At 74.0% G+C, this 15,838-nt stretch carries 12 protein-coding genes and 1 pseudogene; 4 read left to right on the top strand and 9 right to left on the bottom strand.

Features of this window, described 5'->3' with window-relative positions; all coding sequences use genetic code 11:
- Positions 1-183 precede the first annotated feature (183 nt).
- Together OG989_RS14640 and OG989_RS14635 are read left to right on the top strand one after the other, a co-directional pair.
- Positions 184-1,488, top strand: coding sequence for a dicarboxylate/amino acid:cation symporter (locus OG989_RS14640; protein ID WP_327031166.1), 1,305 nt, complete (start codon positions 184-186; stop codon positions 1,486-1,488).
- Between the two features lie 178 nt (positions 1,489-1,666).
- The gene (locus tag OG989_RS14635; protein ID WP_327030793.1) at positions 1,667-2,731 is read left to right on the top strand and encodes an NADH:flavin oxidoreductase/NADH oxidase; all 1,065 of its coding nucleotides are present in this window, start codon (positions 1,667-1,669) and stop codon (positions 2,729-2,731) included.
- A gap of 56 nt (positions 2,732-2,787) precedes the next feature.
- On the opposite strand, the gene OG989_RS14630 is transcribed toward OG989_RS14635, so the two are convergent.
- The 7 genes from OG989_RS14630 to OG989_RS14600 form a co-directional block, all read right to left on the bottom strand.
- The gene (locus OG989_RS14630; RefSeq protein ID WP_327030792.1) at positions 2,788-6,426 is read right to left on the bottom strand and encodes an ABC transporter ATP-binding protein/permease; all 3,639 of its coding nucleotides are present in this window, start codon (positions 6,424-6,426) and stop codon (positions 2,788-2,790) included.
- 181 nt (positions 6,427-6,607) lie between these two features.
- Positions 6,608-7,447, bottom strand: a complete 840-nt coding sequence (locus OG989_RS14625; RefSeq protein ID WP_151456564.1) for a GNAT family N-acetyltransferase — start codon at positions 7,445-7,447, stop codon at positions 6,608-6,610.
- A gap of 158 nt (positions 7,448-7,605) precedes the next feature.
- The gene (gene ispG / locus OG989_RS14620; protein WP_089001519.1) at positions 7,606-8,778 is read right to left on the bottom strand and encodes a flavodoxin-dependent (E)-4-hydroxy-3-methylbut-2-enyl-diphosphate synthase; all 1,173 of its coding nucleotides are present in this window, start codon (positions 8,776-8,778) and stop codon (positions 7,606-7,608) included.
- Positions 8,779-8,787: 9 nt separating this feature from the next.
- Positions 8,788-10,038, bottom strand: coding sequence for a M50 family metallopeptidase (locus OG989_RS14615; protein WP_327030791.1), 1,251 nt, complete (start codon positions 10,036-10,038; stop codon positions 8,788-8,790).
- Complete coding sequence (dxr, locus tag OG989_RS14610; RefSeq protein WP_151456566.1) at positions 10,038-11,252, bottom strand: 1-deoxy-D-xylulose-5-phosphate reductoisomerase; 1,215 nt, start codon at positions 11,250-11,252, stop codon at positions 10,038-10,040. Before dxr ends, OG989_RS14615 begins: the two co-directional genes overlap by 1 nt.
- 43 nt (positions 11,253-11,295) lie before the next feature.
- A complete protein-coding gene (locus OG989_RS14605) occupies positions 11,296-11,781 on the bottom strand; it encodes a Uma2 family endonuclease (RefSeq protein WP_327030790.1) in 486 nt (161 codons plus the stop codon).
- A gap of 341 nt (positions 11,782-12,122) precedes the next feature.
- The gene (locus tag OG989_RS14600) at positions 12,123-12,488 is read right to left on the bottom strand and encodes a hypothetical protein (protein WP_327030789.1); all 366 of its coding nucleotides are present in this window, start codon (positions 12,486-12,488) and stop codon (positions 12,123-12,125) included.
- Positions 12,489-12,644: 156 nt separating this feature from the next.
- Between OG989_RS14600 and OG989_RS14595 the strand changes: the two genes are divergently transcribed.
- Entirely contained in the window at positions 12,645-13,961 is a 1,317-nt protein-coding gene (locus OG989_RS14595; RefSeq protein WP_327030788.1) for a family 43 glycosylhydrolase, read from the top strand.
- Positions 13,962-14,118: 157 nt separating this feature from the next.
- Here OG989_RS14595 and OG989_RS14590 read toward each other — a convergent pair whose 3' ends face one another.
- Complete coding sequence (locus OG989_RS14590; RefSeq protein ID WP_327030787.1) at positions 14,119-14,682, bottom strand: GNAT family N-acetyltransferase; 564 nt, start codon at positions 14,680-14,682, stop codon at positions 14,119-14,121.
- Positions 14,683-14,733: 51 nt separating this feature from the next.
- Between OG989_RS14590 and OG989_RS14585 the strand changes: the two genes are divergently transcribed.
- Positions 14,734-15,588: a YhjD/YihY/BrkB family envelope integrity protein gene (locus tag OG989_RS14585; RefSeq protein WP_327030786.1), complete on the top strand. Its 855-nt coding sequence runs from the start codon at positions 14,734-14,736 to the stop codon at positions 15,586-15,588.
- Here the strand turns inward: OG989_RS14585 and OG989_RS14580 are convergent.
- Positions 15,567-15,838: pseudogene (locus OG989_RS14580) on the bottom strand (translocation protein TolB); the annotation flags it as partial. The gene OG989_RS14585 and the pseudogene OG989_RS14580 sit on opposite strands and share 22 nt — an antisense overlap.

Here is a 15,838-nt window from a genome sequence, read left to right as displayed (position 1 = left end):
CCTTCCGCAGCATCGACGGCCGGCGTTATCCTCGGCGGCGATGACCAACGTCTGGCACCTGACCGTGCGCCTGTATGTCGACCTCCGACTGCAGGCCAGCGGCGTCTGTCCGGCGCAGCCGCTCTCCTGACGCTGCCCCGTTCCGACCTCCAGACCCTGGGACACACCCTCATGGCTTCCGCCCTGCGCAAGATCCCCTTCTCCGTGCAGATCCTGCTCGGCCTCGTCCTCGGCGTGGCGCTCGGCTTCCTCGCCCGCGCCAACGACCTGAGCTGGCTCACCAGCACCCTCGACACCGTCGGCGGCCTCTTCGTCCAGCTGCTCAAGCTGGCCGTACCGCCGCTGGTCTTCACCGCCATCGTGGTCAGCGTGGTCAGCCTGCGCGGGGTGGCCAACGCCGCCCGGCTGGCCCTGAAGACCCTGCTCTGGTTCGGCGTCACCGCGCTGATCGCGGTGGGCGTCGGCATCGGCCTCGGCCTGCTCACCGACCCGGGCCGCGGCGTCACCCTCGACACCGCCGGCGCCACCGCCCCCACGAGGACCGGCTCGTGGACCGACTTCCTCACCGGCATCGTGCCGACCAACCCGGTCGGCGCGTTCGTCGACGGCAACGTGCTCCAGATCGTCTTCCTGGCCCTCGTCGTCGGCGCGGCGGCGCTGCTGGTCGGCGAGCCCGCGGAGCCGTTCGTGGCGATCAACCGCGCGCTGCTGGAGATCGTCCAGAAGGCCCTGTGGTGGGTCATCCGGCTCGCCCCGATCGGCACCCTCGGCCTGATCGGCAACGCCGTCGCCTCGTACGGCTGGGACCTGGTGGCCCCGCTCGCCAAGTTCACCACCGCCGTCTACGTCGGCTGCGCGATCGTGCTGTTCGTGGTCTACCCGCTGCTGCTGGTGGGCGCCGGCCGGCTCAACCCGGTGCGCTTCTTCGCCGGCGCCTGGCCCGCGATCGAGCTGGCCTTCGTCTCCCGCTCCTCGGTGGGCACGATGCCCGTGACCCAGCGCTCGGTCGAGCGCCTCGGTGTCCCCCGCGAGTACGCCTCCTTCGCGGTGCCGTTCGGCGCCACCACGAAGATGGACGGCTGCGCGGCGATCTACCCGGCGCTGGCCGCGATCTTCGTCGCCCAGGTCTTCGGGGTGGACCTCGGCGTCACCGACTACCTGCTGATCGCCTTCGTCTCGGTGGTCGGTTCGGCCGCCACCGCCGGCCTGACCGGCGCGATCGTGATGCTCACCCTGACGCTGAGCACGCTGGGCCTGCCGCTGGCCGGCGCCGGTCTGCTGCTGGCGATCGACCCGATCCTGGACATGATCCGCACCGCCACCAACGTCGCCGGCCAGGCACTGGTGCCGACGATCGTCGCCGCCCGCGAGGGCACCCTGGACCGGGCCGCGTACGACTCGGCGGGCCGGCGGTCGCCGCTCGCCCCGGCGGACGCCGACGGCGACGGCCCGCGCCGCGCTGAGGAGCTGAGCCCCGTCCCGGCCTGAGCCACCCCGGCGCGCCCCGGGCGGGTCCGAGCCGCCCCGGGGCGCTCGCGGTGGGCCCGAGCCGCGCCTGAGCCGCCGCCCGCGCCCGCCCCGACCGTCGCGCCCGGGCCCGGCGCGACCCGACGAGTCGGGGAGGACCCCGCCCCGGGGTCCTCCCCGCGTCCGAGAGGATGACCGCATGAGTGTCCTGTTCACCCCGCTGACCCTGCGCAGCGTGACCCTGCCCAACCGGATCGCCCTGGCGCCGATGTGCCAGTACACCGCCGGCCCGGACGGCCTGCCCACCGACTGGCACCTGGTGCACCTGGGCGCCCGCGCGGTCGGCGGCGCGGGTCTGGTGATGACCGAGGCCACCGCCGTGCTGCCCGAGGGGCGGATCAGCCCGCAGGACACCGGGCTCTGGTCCGGGGCGCACGTCGACGCCTGGCGGCCGGTGACCGCCTTCGTCGCCGCGCACGGCGCGGTGCCGGTCGTGCAGCTCGCGCACGCCGGGTTCAAGGCCTCGACGTACCGCCCGTGGGCGTCCCGGCGGGGCGGGGTGCCCGACGCCGAGGGCGGCTGGACCCCGGTCGGCCCGGGGTCCGCGCCGTTCGTGCCCGACTACCGGGTGCCGACCGCGCTGGACGAAGCGGGCATCGCCGGCGTCGTCGAGGCGTTCGCGGCGGCGGCCGGCCGGGCGGTCGACGCCGGGTTCGCGGCAGTGGAGATCCACGCCGCGCACGGCTACCTGCTGCACGAGTTCCTCTCCCCGCTGACGAACCACCGCGACGACGGCTGGGGCGGGGACCGCTCCGGCCGGATGCGGCTCACCCTGGAGGTGGCGCGGGCGGTCCGTGCGGCGGTCGGCGAGGACGTGCCCGTACTGACCCGCATCTCGGCCACCGACTGGGAACCGACGGGCTGGACGGCCGAGGACAGCGTGGTGCTCGCCGGCGAACTGGCCGCCGCCGGGGTGGACCTGGTCGACTGCTCGTCGGGCGGCGCGTCGGCCACCGCGACCATCCCGGTCGGCCCCGGCTACCAGGTGCCGCTGGCCGCCCGGGTACGCCGGGAGGCGGGCGTGGCCACCGGCGCGGTCGGCCTGATCGTCGAGCCGGAGCAGGCCGAGGAGATCGTCGCGTCCGGCGACGCCGACCTGGTCCTGCTCGGGCGGGAACTCCTGCGGGACCCGTACTGGCCGCACCGGGCCGCCGCCAAGCTCGGCGCCACCCCCACCTGGCCCGCCCAGTACGCCCGCGCCTGACCTGCCCCTCTCTCAGCCCCGTCCCCGGTCCGTCAGGTGGGGGTGGGGCGGGTGGGTCAGCCGGCCAGGTGGGACCAGTGGGGTTCCAGCTCGCGCCAGGGGCCCTGGGCGGCGACCGTGCCGGAGCGGAGGACCACGACGTGGTCGGCCCGGACCAGGGCGGCGCGCTTCGAGGTCGAACCCACCACGGTCACGCCGTGCTCGCGCAGCGCCTGCCACAGCGCCAGCTCGGTGGTGACGTCCAGCGCCGAGGAGACGTCGTCGGCCACCAGCAGCTCGGTACGGGGGGCGAGCGCCCGGGCCAGCGCGAGGCGCTGCAACTGCCCGCCCGAGAGCCGGGTGCCCTTGTGCCCGATCAGCAGCCCGAGCCCGCCGCCGGCCGCCGCCAGGTCGTGGTCGAGCTGGGCGGTCGACACCGCCGCCGCGGCGTCCACCTGGTGGCCGAGGGTGATGTTGTCGGCCACCGTGCCGGAGAGCACCCGGGGCAGCTGGCCGACGTAGCCCACCTGGTGGGGGCGCAGGAACAGCTCCGGCTCGGTGACGGGGTCGCCGTTCCAGGTCAGCCGCCCGGTGTGCGGGGCGATGCCGGCCAGCGCCCGCAGCAGCGACGACTTGCCCGAGCCGACCGGCCCGACGACCAGCACCAGCTGGCCGCGTTCCACCGTCAGGTCGACGTCGCGTACGGCCACCGTCCCGTCGGTGTGCCGGACGCCGAAGCCGGTCAGCTCCAGCCGGCGCAGCGGGTGCCGGGGCGGCACGACGGGCGCCGGGGCGGTCCCCGCGCCGAGGTCCACCCCCGGCACCGCCGCCGAGTACGCCTCCACGCCGGTCATCGCCACCGTCCGCCGGGTCCACACCCGCGCCGACGGGATCTGCGAGATCAGCGAGGCCGTCGTCCACGCGAACCAGCGGGCGGCGGCCAGGGTGGCGACCGCGACCAGGGTGGCGCCGGCCGAGAGCTGCCCGGCCAGGAAGAGCGCCCACGCGCCGATCGGCAGCAGGCCGCTGACCAGCGACGGGGTCGAGCGGGACCAGACCTGCACGGAGATCTCCCGGCGTTGCCGGTCGCTGCGCACCACGTCGAGGTCGGCCAGGTGGGCCAGCACCGGGCGGGTGGCCCCGGCGAGTTTGACCGTACGGGCGGCCGACAGCGAGGAGACCAGCGCGGTGGCGAACGCGGCCCGCGCCGCGACGGTGGCCCGCGCCGACCGTTCCAGGTGGGGGCCGAACAGCGTGGCGGCGAGTCCGGAGACGAGCATCGTGCCCGCGAAGAAGAGCCCCGGCACCACACTGCCGGTGACGGCGGTCATCGTGACCAGGAGCAGCAGCGAGAGCCCCTGGTCCATCAGGTTGTCGGCGAGCTGCACCACCCGCTCGGTGTCGCCGCCCTGGGCCACCACCTCCGCCGGCGTGTGCCGGCTGACCCGGCGCGGTCCGGTCTGGCCGTGCACCAGGCGCAGGCTGATCCGCAGCATCTGCCGGACCCACCACTGCGGGAAGCGCAGACCGTTGAGGTACGGCACCGGCAGGGTCACCAGCAGGCCGACGACGATCCCCAGCGCGGGCTTCCACGGGTCGCCGGTGCCGTCGACCACGTCCGCCCAGAGCCATGGCAGCACCGGCCCCTCCAGGCCGAGGAGCACGAGCAGCAGGAACAACGCCAGCGAGGCCAGCCCGTAGCGCGCGTCGTTGAGGCACAGCCGCAGGATCTCCCGCAGCCCGCGCAGCCCCCGCGGGGACGTCGTCTCCGGCTCCCCGGGGGCTGCGGACCCGCCCTGACCCGCCCGGCCGTCGGCCGACCCGACCGGCTCCGTCGGGGTCGCGGGAACCGCCCCGACCGGCGGCGCGGCCGGGACTCCGACCGGCGGCACGGCCGTGGGCGTGGCCGACGGAACGGCCGGCGGGCCGACCGGGGGCGTCGCCGGTGGGAGGGCCTCGTCCGGGCCGGTGGTCGGCCACGGGTCCGACGGGCCGGTCAGCAGGTCGACCCCGCCGGAACGACCGCCCGGTGCCGCGTGGGCGTACGCGGTGGCGTGGCTGGTGGCGAGCAGTTCGGCGAAGCGTTCCGAGGAGTCCAGCGGCCCGGCCTCCACGACCGCGCCGTCGGCCATCACCACCACCTCGTCGCAGCGGCGTACGGAGGAGAGGCGGTGGGCGATGACGATGCCGATCCGGTCCCGTAGCAACCGCTCGGTGGCCTGCTGCACCCGCGCCTCGGTCACCGGGTCGAGGCGGGCGGTGGCCTCGTCGAGGATCACCACGTGCGGGTCGCGCACCAGGATCCGGGCGAAGGCGACCAGCTGCTCCTGGCCCGCCGAGAGCACGTGCCCGCCGTCGCCCAGCCGGGTGTCCAGGCCGGCGGGCAGCTCGGCGATCCAGCCGTCGAGCCCCAGCTCGCGCAGCGCCCGGGCGGCGGCGTCGAGCAGGTCCGGATCGAACAACGCGACGTTCTCGGCGAGGGTCCCGGCGAGGATCTCGGTGCGCTGGGGCACCACGGCGATCCACCGGCGCAGCGCCTCGACGTCGAGGTCGCACACGTCGTCGCCGGCCAGGAAGACCGTGCCGGGCGGCACGTCGACGGCCCGGGTGAGCACCTTCGCCAGGGTGGACTTGCCGGAGCCCGTCCGGCCGACCAGCGCGTACGAGCGGCCCCGGGTGAAGGTCAGGTCGACGTCGTGCAGCGCGGGGCCGCGCCCGTCGTCGGCACCCCCGTAGCGGAAGGTGAGGCCCCGCACCACCAGGTCGCCCTCGTTCGGGGCGGCCCCGCCCACGGGCTCCTGCCGGGAGCCCGCCAGCAGCTGCACCCGCCCCCAGGCGCCGAGGGCGTACTGGAGTTCGGGCACCATCCGGCTGACGTGCTCGACGGTCATGCCGAAGCCGATGGCCAGCAGCCAGATCGCGGTGAGCCGGGCGCCGTCGACCCGGCCGGTGACCAGTGCCCACGCGCCGCCGAGCACCACGGCCGCGATCCCGGCCCGGATGACGCCGGCGGCCACGGTGGTGACCTGGGCGGACATCCGCCACACGCGCACCCCGCGACTGAGCACCTCGGCGGCCCGCCGGGCGTAGAGGCGCAGCACGTACGGCCGGGCCAGGCTGGTGCGTACGTCGTCCTGGCCGTGGATGGCCTCCTCCATCACCGCGGCGAGGTCGGACCAGGCCTCCTCCTCGGCCATCCGGGCCGGGCCGATCCGCGCGGTGGGCTTGCGCAGGCCGACGGCCAGCAGCACGGTCAGCAGCAGCATCCCGAGGCCGGCCGGCCACCACACCGCGAGGGCGACGACGGTCGACAGCACGCCCGCGGCGAGGCCCTGCGCGATCCGTACGCCCTGGTTGCGCACCGCGGCGGCGACCTGGTAGACGTCGCCGTCGATGCGGTCTAGCAGCTCGCCGACCGGGGTGGTCTCCAGGGTCGGCAGGTCCTGCCCGAGCGCGACCCGGCACAGCCGGCGCCGCACGTCGGCGGACCAGTCGGCGGTCAGCCCGGCCATCAGCAGGCTCACCGCGAGGTCGGTGAGGACGGCGGCGACCAGCGCCACGGCGAGCAGCGCGAAGAACCCGGCGGCGCGGTGCACCAGGACGGGGCCGGCCAGCGCGGCGGCGGCGGCCTGACCCCCGGCGCCGAGCACGATCAGGCAGGTCACGATCGACATTCGGCGGGGCGAGGTGGCCCACAGGTCCCGGAGCAGACGCATGACGGAGTCCCTTCTCCGCAGACCGGGGCGGAGCATCCAGCCTGGTCGGTGGAGCCGGCCGGCTCAACGCATTTACCGGCCGTTCACCTGGCCGGAGGCCGGTGCGTGGGCCGCGCCGGCCGGGAGCCGCCCTGCGCGGACGCCGCGAAGGGTGACTCAGAGCGGACGCCGCACGGGTGGCTCAGAAGAGCACGGTGGCGAGCGTGCCGACGGGGCGGAACCCGCAGCGCTCGTAGACCCGGCGGGCGGGCGTGTTGAAGTCGTTCACGTAGAGGCTGACGGTCGGGGCGACCCGCAGCAGCGCGTCGCGCACCACCGCCGCCATGGCCGCCGACGCGATGCCCCGGCCCCGCCACTCGGGGGCCACCCAGACGCCCTGCACCTGGGCGGTCCGGCGGGTCACCACCGCCAGCTCGGCCTTGAACACCACCCGGCCGTCGACGAACCGGGCGTACGCCCGCCCGGTCCGGACCAGGTCGGTGACCCGCCGCCGGTAGCCGCGCCCGCCGTCGTCGGCGAGCGGCGAGACGCCGACCTCCTCGGTGTACATCGCCACCGCCGCCGGAAAGAGCCGGTCGACCTCGCTGGCGCGCACCCGCCGCACCTCCGGGTCCGCCCGCAGCGCCGGCAGCGCGTCGGTCGCCAGCAACGGCTGGTTGGGGCGTACGTCCCGGGCCGGCCCCCAGACGGCGGAGAGGCGGTCCCAGAGCCCGAGCACCGCGTCGGCCCGGCCCACGATCGACGAGCAGAGCCGCTCCTCGCCGGCGAGCAGGTCGGCGTACGCGGCGACGGCCGGCTCGGTGGCGAGCACGGGGGTCAGGTTGCCGCCGAGCCAGCAGATCGACTCCAGGTTGCGGCGGCTGCCGTAGCCCAGCACCCGTCCCTCGGCACGCCACCAGGCCAGGCCGCGCGCCGTGATCCGCTCGGCGACCTGCGCGCCCGCGAACGGGTCGAGGTCGAGCAGCCGCTCGACCGCGCGGCGCTCCGACTCCCCCAGTTGGCGTACCGGCACCGTCAGCACGGATACCAGCCTGCCAGATCCGCCCCGTGCCGCGCCGGTCGAGTGACGAGTGGGACGCCTGCACCGTGACGACGACGCGGAGCGTACGCCCGGCGGAAGCGCGCCGGCCCCGGCCGCTGGCGGGGGCGGTCGGGGCCGGCGCGCGACGGCGCGGTGGGTCAGTGCACGCTGACGGTGGCGCCGGGGAGCAGACCGCGCAGCTCCTCGGGCAGCTCGGCGCCCATCTCGTCGGCGATGCGCAGCGCCTCCTCGATCAGGGTCTCCACGATCTGCGCCTCGGGCACGGTCTTGACGACCTTGCCCTTGACGAAGATCTGGCCCTTGCCGTTGCCGGAGGCCACCCCGAGGTCGGCCTCGCGGGCCTCGCCCGGGCCGTTCACGACGCAGCCCATCACGGCGACCCGCAGCGGCACCGGCAGCCCCTCCAGGCCGGCGGTGACCTCCTCGGCCAGCTTGTAGACGTCGACCTGGGCCCGGCCGCAGGACGGGCAGGAGACGATCTCCAGGCCCCGCTCGCGCAGCCCGAGCGACTCCAGGATCTGGTTGCCGACCTTGATCTCCTCCACCGGCGGGGCCGACAGCGAGACCCGGATCGTGTCGCCGATCCCCTCGGCCAGCAGCGCGCCGAAGGCGACCGCCGACTTGATGGTGCCCTGGAAGGCCGGGCCGGCCTCGGTGACGCCGAGGTGCAGCGGGTAGTCGCACTTCTCGGCGAGCTGGCGGTACGCCCGGATCATCACCACCGGGTCGTTGTGCTTGACCGAGATCTTGATGTCGCGGAAGCCGTGCTCCTCGAACAGCGAGCACTCCCACAGCGCCGACTCGACGAGCGCCTCGGCGGTGGCCTTGCCGTACTTGGCGAGCAGCCGCTTGTCCAGCGAGCCGGCGTTGACGCCGATCCGGATGGGCACGCCCGCGTCGCCGGCCGCCTTGGCGATCTCCTTGACCTTGTCGTCGAACTGGCGGATGTTGCCCGGGTTGACCCGGACAGCCGCGCAGCCGGCGTCGATCGCGGCGAAGACGTACTTCGGCTGGAAGTGGATGTCGGCGATCACCGGGATCTGCGACTTCCTCGCGATCGCGGGCAGCGCCTCCACGTCGTCCTGGCTGGGCACGGCGACCCGGACGATCTGGCAGCCGGACGCGGTCAGCTCGGCGATCTGCTGGAGTGTGGCGTTGACGTCGGAGGTGAGGGTGGTGGTCATCGACTGCACCGACACCGGCGCGCCCCCACCGACCGGCACCGGACCGACCATGATCTGGCGGCTGACCCGGCGCGGGGCGAGCGGCGGGGGCGGCACGGCGGGGATACCGAGACTGACAGCGGTCACTTCAGGCACTCACCTTGAGAAGAGCGTGATCGGGTTGACGACGTCCGCGGTGATGGTCAGCAGCGTGAACACGCCACCGATCAGGATCACCGCGTACGTGAGGGGCATGAGCTTGAGGTAGTCGACGCGCCCGGGGTCGGCGCGGCCGATGCGGGCGTAGAGCCAGGACCGGGCCCGCTCGAACCAGGCGATGGCGATGTGCCCGCCGTCGAGCGGCAGCAGCGGCAGCAGGTTGAACACGCCGATGAAGAAGTTCAGCGAGACGAAGAGCATGAAGAACAGCAGCCAGGCGTCGTTCTCGACGGCCTCGCCGCCGAGCCGGCTGGCGCCGACCACGCTGATCGGGGTGTCGATGTCCCGCTCTTCGCCGGTGATCGCCGCCCACAGCGCGGGGACCTTCTGCGGGATGCGCTTCATCGCCTCGAAGGTGTTCACCGCCATGTCGCCGGTGAAGTCGGCGGTCGCGCCGAACGCCCCGACCGGCCCGTACGTCACCCGGGTCGGGGTGCTGGGCACGAGGCCGACGCCGAGCGCGGCGACTGCGGCGACCTGGCCCTTCGGGTCGTCGAGCGGGGGCCGCTGGGTCTGCGCGAGCACCGTGCTGGTCGTGGCCGGCTGGCCGTCGCGGACGTACGCGATCTGCGCCGTGTCGCCCGGCTTGAGGGCGCGCAGGGTGGTGAGCAGCTGCCCGTAGTCGTTGATCGGCGTGCCGTTGATCCCGGTGATCCGGTCGCCGTCGCGCAGCTGCGCCTGGGCGGCGGGGCTGGCGGGATCGGCGGTGGTGCACTCGCGCAGGGTGTTCTCCGGGACCACGCACTTCGACAGCTGGATGACCGCCGGCTCCTTGCGGATCTCGGCCTCGGTGCTGGGGAACTGCGGGTTGGGCAGCCCGGCGCTGACCGCGATGATCCAGAGGGCGATCAGGGCGAGGGCGAAGTGGGTGATCGAGCCGGCGGACATCACGATCGTCCGCTTCCACACCGGGAACCGCCACATCGCGCGCGGCTCGTCGGCCGGGTCGACGTCGTCGTCCTGGGGGGTCATCCCGACGATCTTGCAGAAGCCGCCGAGCGGGATGCCCTTGACGCCGTACTCGGTCTCGCCCCGCTTGAAGGACCAGAGGGTGGGGCCGAATCCGACGAAGTACTTGGTGACCTTCATCCCGAACGCCTTGGCGGTGAGCAGGTGCCCCGCCTCGTGCAGGCTCACCGAGATGAGGATCGCGAGGGCGAAGAGCACCACCCCGAGCAGGTACGCCATCAAGCTCCTTCCACCGAACCCGCGATGATGATCTCCTGCGCGTGCGCGCGCGCCCACGACTCCGCCGCGAGCACGTCCTCGACGGTACCTGGTTCGTCGAAGTCGGGAGCGTCCTCCAGCACCCGTCGGAGGGTGTCGACGATGCCGAGGAAGGGCAGCCGGCCGGCCACGAAGGCGGCCACGCACTCCTCGTTCGCCGCGTTGTAGATCGCCGGCCGGCAGCGGCCGGCCTCGCCGGCGGCCTTGGCCAGCGCCACCGCTGGGAACGCCTCGTCGTCCAGCGGCGCGAACTCCCAGGTGTGTGCCCTGGTCCAGTCGACGGCGGCGGCGGCGTCGGGCACCCGGTCGGGCCAGCCGAGACCGAGCGCGATCGGCAGCCGCATGTCCGGCGGGCTGGCCTGGGCGAGGGTGGAGCCGTCGGTGAACTCGACCATCGAGTGGATCACCGACTGCGGGTGCACCATCACGGCGATGTCGGCGTACGGCACGTCGAACAGCTCGTGCGCCTCGATCACCTCCAGCGCCTTGTTGACCATCGAGGCGGAGTTGATCGTGACGACCGGCCCCATGTTCCAGGTCGGGTGGGCGAGCGCCTGCTCGGGCGTGACCTGCGTCAACTCGTCGCGGCGCCGGCCCCGGAACGGGCCGCCGCTGGCGGTGACGACCAGCCGCCGCACCTCGCCCCGGCCACCGCCGCGCAGGCACTGCGCCAGCGCCGAGTGCTCCGAGTCGACGGGGACGATCTGCTCCGGCCGTGTCACCGCCGCCCTGACCAGGGAGCCGCCGGCCACGAGCGACTCCTTGTTGGCGAGCGCGAGCGTACGCCCGGCGCGCAGCGCGGCCAGCGTCGGCGCGAGCCCGAGCGAGCCGACCACCGCGTTGAGCACGACGTCGCAGGGCCACTGCGCCAGCTCGGCCATCGCGTCGGGGCCGGCCACGATCTTGGGCAGCTTGAAGTCGCCGGTGGCCCAGCCGCGCCGGCTCGCCTCGGCGTAGAAGGCGAGCTGGAGGTCCTGCGCGGCGGACGCCTTCGCCACGCCGACCGCGTCGACGCGCAGTTCGAGGGCCTGGGCCGCGAGCAGCTCGACGTTGCCGCCACCGGCGCCGAGCGCCACCACCCGGAACCGGTCCGGGTTGCGCCGCACGATGTCGATGGCCTGTGTGCCGACCGAACCGGTGGAGCCGAGCAGGACGAGTTCCCGGGGCGAAGTCACCGGGCCATTCTTCCCCACCGTCGCTGTGCCCCCGCTGGGAGCCTCAACCCTCGGCGTCGGCCTGCCCCGCCGGGTCTTCCTCGCCTTCCTCCGGCGCCTCCTCGCCGAGCAGGTCGCCCGGGTCGATGGAGAACTCGAACGGCTTCCTCATGACGAACCGGGTACCTGCGGCGGCGGCCGCCACCGGCCGGTACTCCCCCTCGACGAGCTCGAACAACGCGATGGTGGGCACCCGGTTCCGCAGATCGACGCGGAGGAAGAACGGCACGCCAGCGGCGGCGTACTCCCGCGGCCGGTCGATGACGTCCTTGCGACGGTTGCCAGGCGACACGATCTCACCGAGCAGCACGGCGTGCCCGATGTCCATCGTCGTCCGCCCGCCACCCGGCACGTCGAGAATGACGATGTCCGGGATGAAGAGGTCGTCGCCCGAGACGACGTTCGCCTCGAGGTAGAGCCACAGCTTGGCCCGGCGGGCCGCCTGCTTGAGAAAGGTACGCGAGATCCAACTCCGCGTCCTGATGGTCATAACCGGCAGGTGGCGTCACGATCACGCTTCCGCTCAGGACCTCAACCTTGGGGCCGTTGGTCTCCGGCAACAGGTCGAGGGCGAGCTGAGCGGTCCACGGCTCGTCGCGCCACCGCAGCACGTCGAACGACGGCTCGGTGGGCTGCGGCGCGGGTTCGGCCTGCTGCGGCGCCGGCTCGGGCGCGAAAGCTGCCTGGCCCATCCGGGCTCACCCCCTCAGCGGACATTCTGCGCAGTCCAGCCTAGCCGCCGCAGCCCCCGCCGCACGGGATCGCACGCCTGGTCCGGCGCCAGGCACGCGCAGGCGATCGACGAACCCACTACTGAACCAGTCGACGCCGTCAGCGGTGTTCCGGCACCGCCATGCCGACGGCGGTGAACGGCTCGGTGAGCAGTTGGTACTGCTCGCCGGTCAGCTTGCTTCGGGCCTGAATCGCGCGGGCCACGTTGCCCGTGGCAACTATGGCGTCGGAGAACAGGCCCGGCGAGTGGGCGTCGAGGTCTGCCAGCCGCGCCCGCAACCCCGACCGCACCGCGTTGTCGATCTCCGAGTTCTGTGCGGCGGAGACCCTGACAGCGCCGAGTGCCGCCCGACCGCCCTGCGGATGCAGATCGAGCAGACGTTCCCACGCCTGCGCGAGGGCCTTGGGCGGCAGCACCACGGCCTGCTGCACGAACCGCCGGGTCTCCTCGTCGAGCACCGTCATCCGTAACCCCTCGCAAATCTCTCGGAAGCCCGGTGAGGGTAGCCCGGCGATCCGACAGGATCGTGGGCGGTCGGGTGGCGACGGAACCCGGAACAGTGCGCCGGATCCGCTCGCAGGAAACTTTCAGTACATCGATGACTGTGGTTGACTTCCGTCATGCGAAGAGCTCTCGTCTGGCTGGCGGCCGTGCTGGTCGCCGCCCCACTGCTCGTCAGCCCGGGAGTGGCCCAGGCTGCCACCACGACACCGTCGCTGGTCATCGCCAGCGACTTCCCGGACCCCGACGTCGTCAAGTTCGGCGGCACCTACTACGCGTACTCCACCAACAACGGCCACGGCAACGTCCCGGTCGCCACCGCCACCTCGCTGACCGGCGCGTGGACCAGGCGGCCCGACGCGATGCCGACCCTCGGCGCCTGGGCCAACGGGGGCCTGACCTGGGCACCCGACGTGTCCCAGCGGGCCGACGGGCGGTACCTGCTCTACTACACCGCCCGCAGCCGGGCCACCGGCCGGCAGTGCCTCGGCGCCGCGCTGGCCACGTCGCCGCTCGGGCCGTTCACCTCCGTCGGCACCGGACCGCTGGTCTGCAACGCCGGCGAGGGCGGCGACATCGACGCGGCGAGCTTCACCGACAGCACCGGCCTGCGTTACCTGCTCTACAAGGACGACGGCAACGCCATCGGCCAGCCGACGAGCCTCTGGCTGCAACGGGTCGCGGCCGACGGGGTGACCCTCCAGGGCGCCCGGGTCGAGTTGCTGCGCAGCGGTCGCGCCGAGGAGGCGGGCATCATCGAGGCGCCGGTGCTGACCAAGGTCGGCGCGCAGTACGTGCTGTTCTACTCCCTCGGCGGTTACGGCGGCGACGGCTACCAGACCAGCTACGCCACGTCGGCCTCGCTGACCGGCCCCTACACCAAGGCGTACCGCTCGCTGATGACCACGGCGTCGCTGGACTCGGCCGTGCGGGGGCCGGGCGGCGCGGACGTGGTCCGCGAGGCCGGCGGCGACCACATCGTCTTCCACGGCTGGATCAACAACTACTCCGCCCGCGGCATGTACGTGGCGGCGCTGGGCTGGGCCGGCGGCAACCCCGTGGTGCGGGGCAGCCGGGTGCGCTACGAGGCCGAGCGCGGCGCGCTCAACCACTGCGGGGTGCGCGCCGCCCCGAACACGTCGCAGGGCCAGGTGGTGGCGTACATCGACTACGCGGACAGCTGGGTCGAGGTGACCGTCTTCGCGCCCCGGGCCGGCGGGTACCGCGCCCACGTGGCCTACGCGGCCGGCTACGGCGACGCCCAGCACACGCTGACGGTCAACGGCGCGAACCCGAAGGTCGTCACCTACCCCAACACGGGCTGGGACGTCTGGCGGCAGGTGGGCGTCGACGTCACGCTCAACGCGGGCTTCAACACGCTCCGGTTCACCCACCTGAGCCGCTGGGCGGAACTCGACTTCGTCGAGGTGGCGTAACCGGCTGCCCCGCCCGCCCCGGCCCCGGCCGGCCTCGGCTGGGCGGCCGGCCGCCCGAGCCCGCCGGCTCCCCGAGATCTTGGTAGGAAACGGCCCCTGGAGGGGCGCTCTCTTACCAAGATCTCGGTCCGGCGGGACGGCCTCACCGACCGCTTCATCACCTGGGTCCGGGCGCGGTGACCCCACCGGTCAGCACGAAGGTCTCCAGTTCCTCGCCGCCGTACCAGTCCGTGCGGCGGCCGACGTGGGTCATACCGAGGCGGCGGGCCACCGCCATGGACGCCTCGTTGCCCGGCGCCACCACCGCGTAGACCTCCCGGGTGCCGGTCGCCAACTCCCGGGCCACCAGGGCGCGGGCCGCCTCGGTGGCGTACCCGTGGCCCCACGAGTCGGGGTGCAGGTGCCAGCCCACCTCGATGTCCTCGGTCAGCGTGCCCTCGTCCCGCCCGGGCAGCGGCTTGAGCAGCACCGTGCCGGCCACCACGCCGGTGTCGCGGACCTCGATCGCCCAGGTGCCGTACCGGCCGCCGTGCCCCGCGTGCCGCTCCCGCCACATCGCGAGCCGGTCGGCGGCCTGCGCCGGGTCGGTCAGCGGCAGGCCGGGCGCGCCCAGCCAGCGGGTGACCTCGGGCCGGGAGTAGATGTCGAAGATCCGGGCCAGGTCGGCCGGGCCGACGGTCCACTCCCGCAGCACCAGGCGCCGGGTGGTGAGAACGCTCATGGCCCGTGATCATAATGAGTGACGCGGGGCGGTACGGGGAAAGAAGCCGCGATGGGCGGCGGATGGCAACGGGCGAAGCGGGTCACCAGTGCGGCGTTCCGCCCGCTGCGGGGCCGGGACCTGTCCCTGCACGCCGCCGCCATCACCTTCTACGGGGCGATCGCGGTGGTGCCGGTGGCCCTGCTGGCGATCTGGCTGACCTCGCTGCTGGCGGGCGCCGAGCGGGTACGCCGGCTCACCTCGCACGCCGTGGAGACGCTGCCGGACGCGATCGGCGCGCCCCACGCGGTGCAGGCGCTCGTCGAGGCCGGGGTGGGCCTGACCCCGCTGCTGGCGCTGGCGTCGCTGCTGCCGGCGTCGCTCTACGGCGAGGGGCTGCGCCGCGCCTTCGTCTCGGTCGCCGTGCCGCGCAGCGAGGAGTCGCTGGTCGGCTGGCGGGGCCGGCTGCTGCTGCTGCCGCTGCTGGCGCCGGCCCCGGCCCTGCTGCTGTCGATCCTGCTGGCGCTGCCCACGACCACCGGCCTGGTCCGGCAGGGCGGCTGGACCGGCGCGCTGGGGGTGGTGCTGTCGTTCCTGGCGGTCTGGCTGGTGCTCACCCCGGTGCTGCTCTGGCTGTTCCGGGTGGTCGGCCCGGCGTCGCCGGACTGGCTCTCCGCGCTGGGCGTCGGGTCGTTCACCGCAGCGAACCTCTCCGGCTTCCTGCACGGCTTCGTGCTCTTCGCCTCGCTCCCGATCGACCTGGGGGTGCCGTTCGGGGGCTTCGACGAAATCGGCGCGGGGGTGGCGGTCCTGCTCTGGCTCTACCTCTTCCACGTGATCGTGCTGGCCGGCTACTCCGCCACCCTCGCCCTCTCCGCCTGGCGCGCCCGCCGCGCCGCCGCGCCGCCCGCCGACCGGGCGACGTAGAGGTCTCCGCCGGCCGTGCCGGTGATGTTGTCCACCCCGGTCAGCGGCGCGGCGCCCGCCGGCACCAGCGAGTCGTCGTAGGCCAGGTCGAGGCGCTGGTTCACCGCGTCGTACGCCCACACCCGGTTGGCGCCCGGGTGGTGAACCAGCAGGTGCCCCGGTCGCACCAGCAGCCCTCGCCGCCGTCGAAGTGCCGTGCGGCGCCGACCTGCCGGCGGGTCGGCACCGGGAAGCCGTCCCGGTCCGGCAG

The sequence above is a fragment of the Micromonospora sp. NBC_01740 genome (assembly GCF_035920365.1).
In the GTDB taxonomy this organism is placed as follows: Bacteria; Actinomycetota; Actinomycetes; order Mycobacteriales; family Micromonosporaceae; genus Micromonospora; species Micromonospora reichwaldensis.
This window is presented reverse-complemented; position numbering and strand designations above follow the sequence as displayed.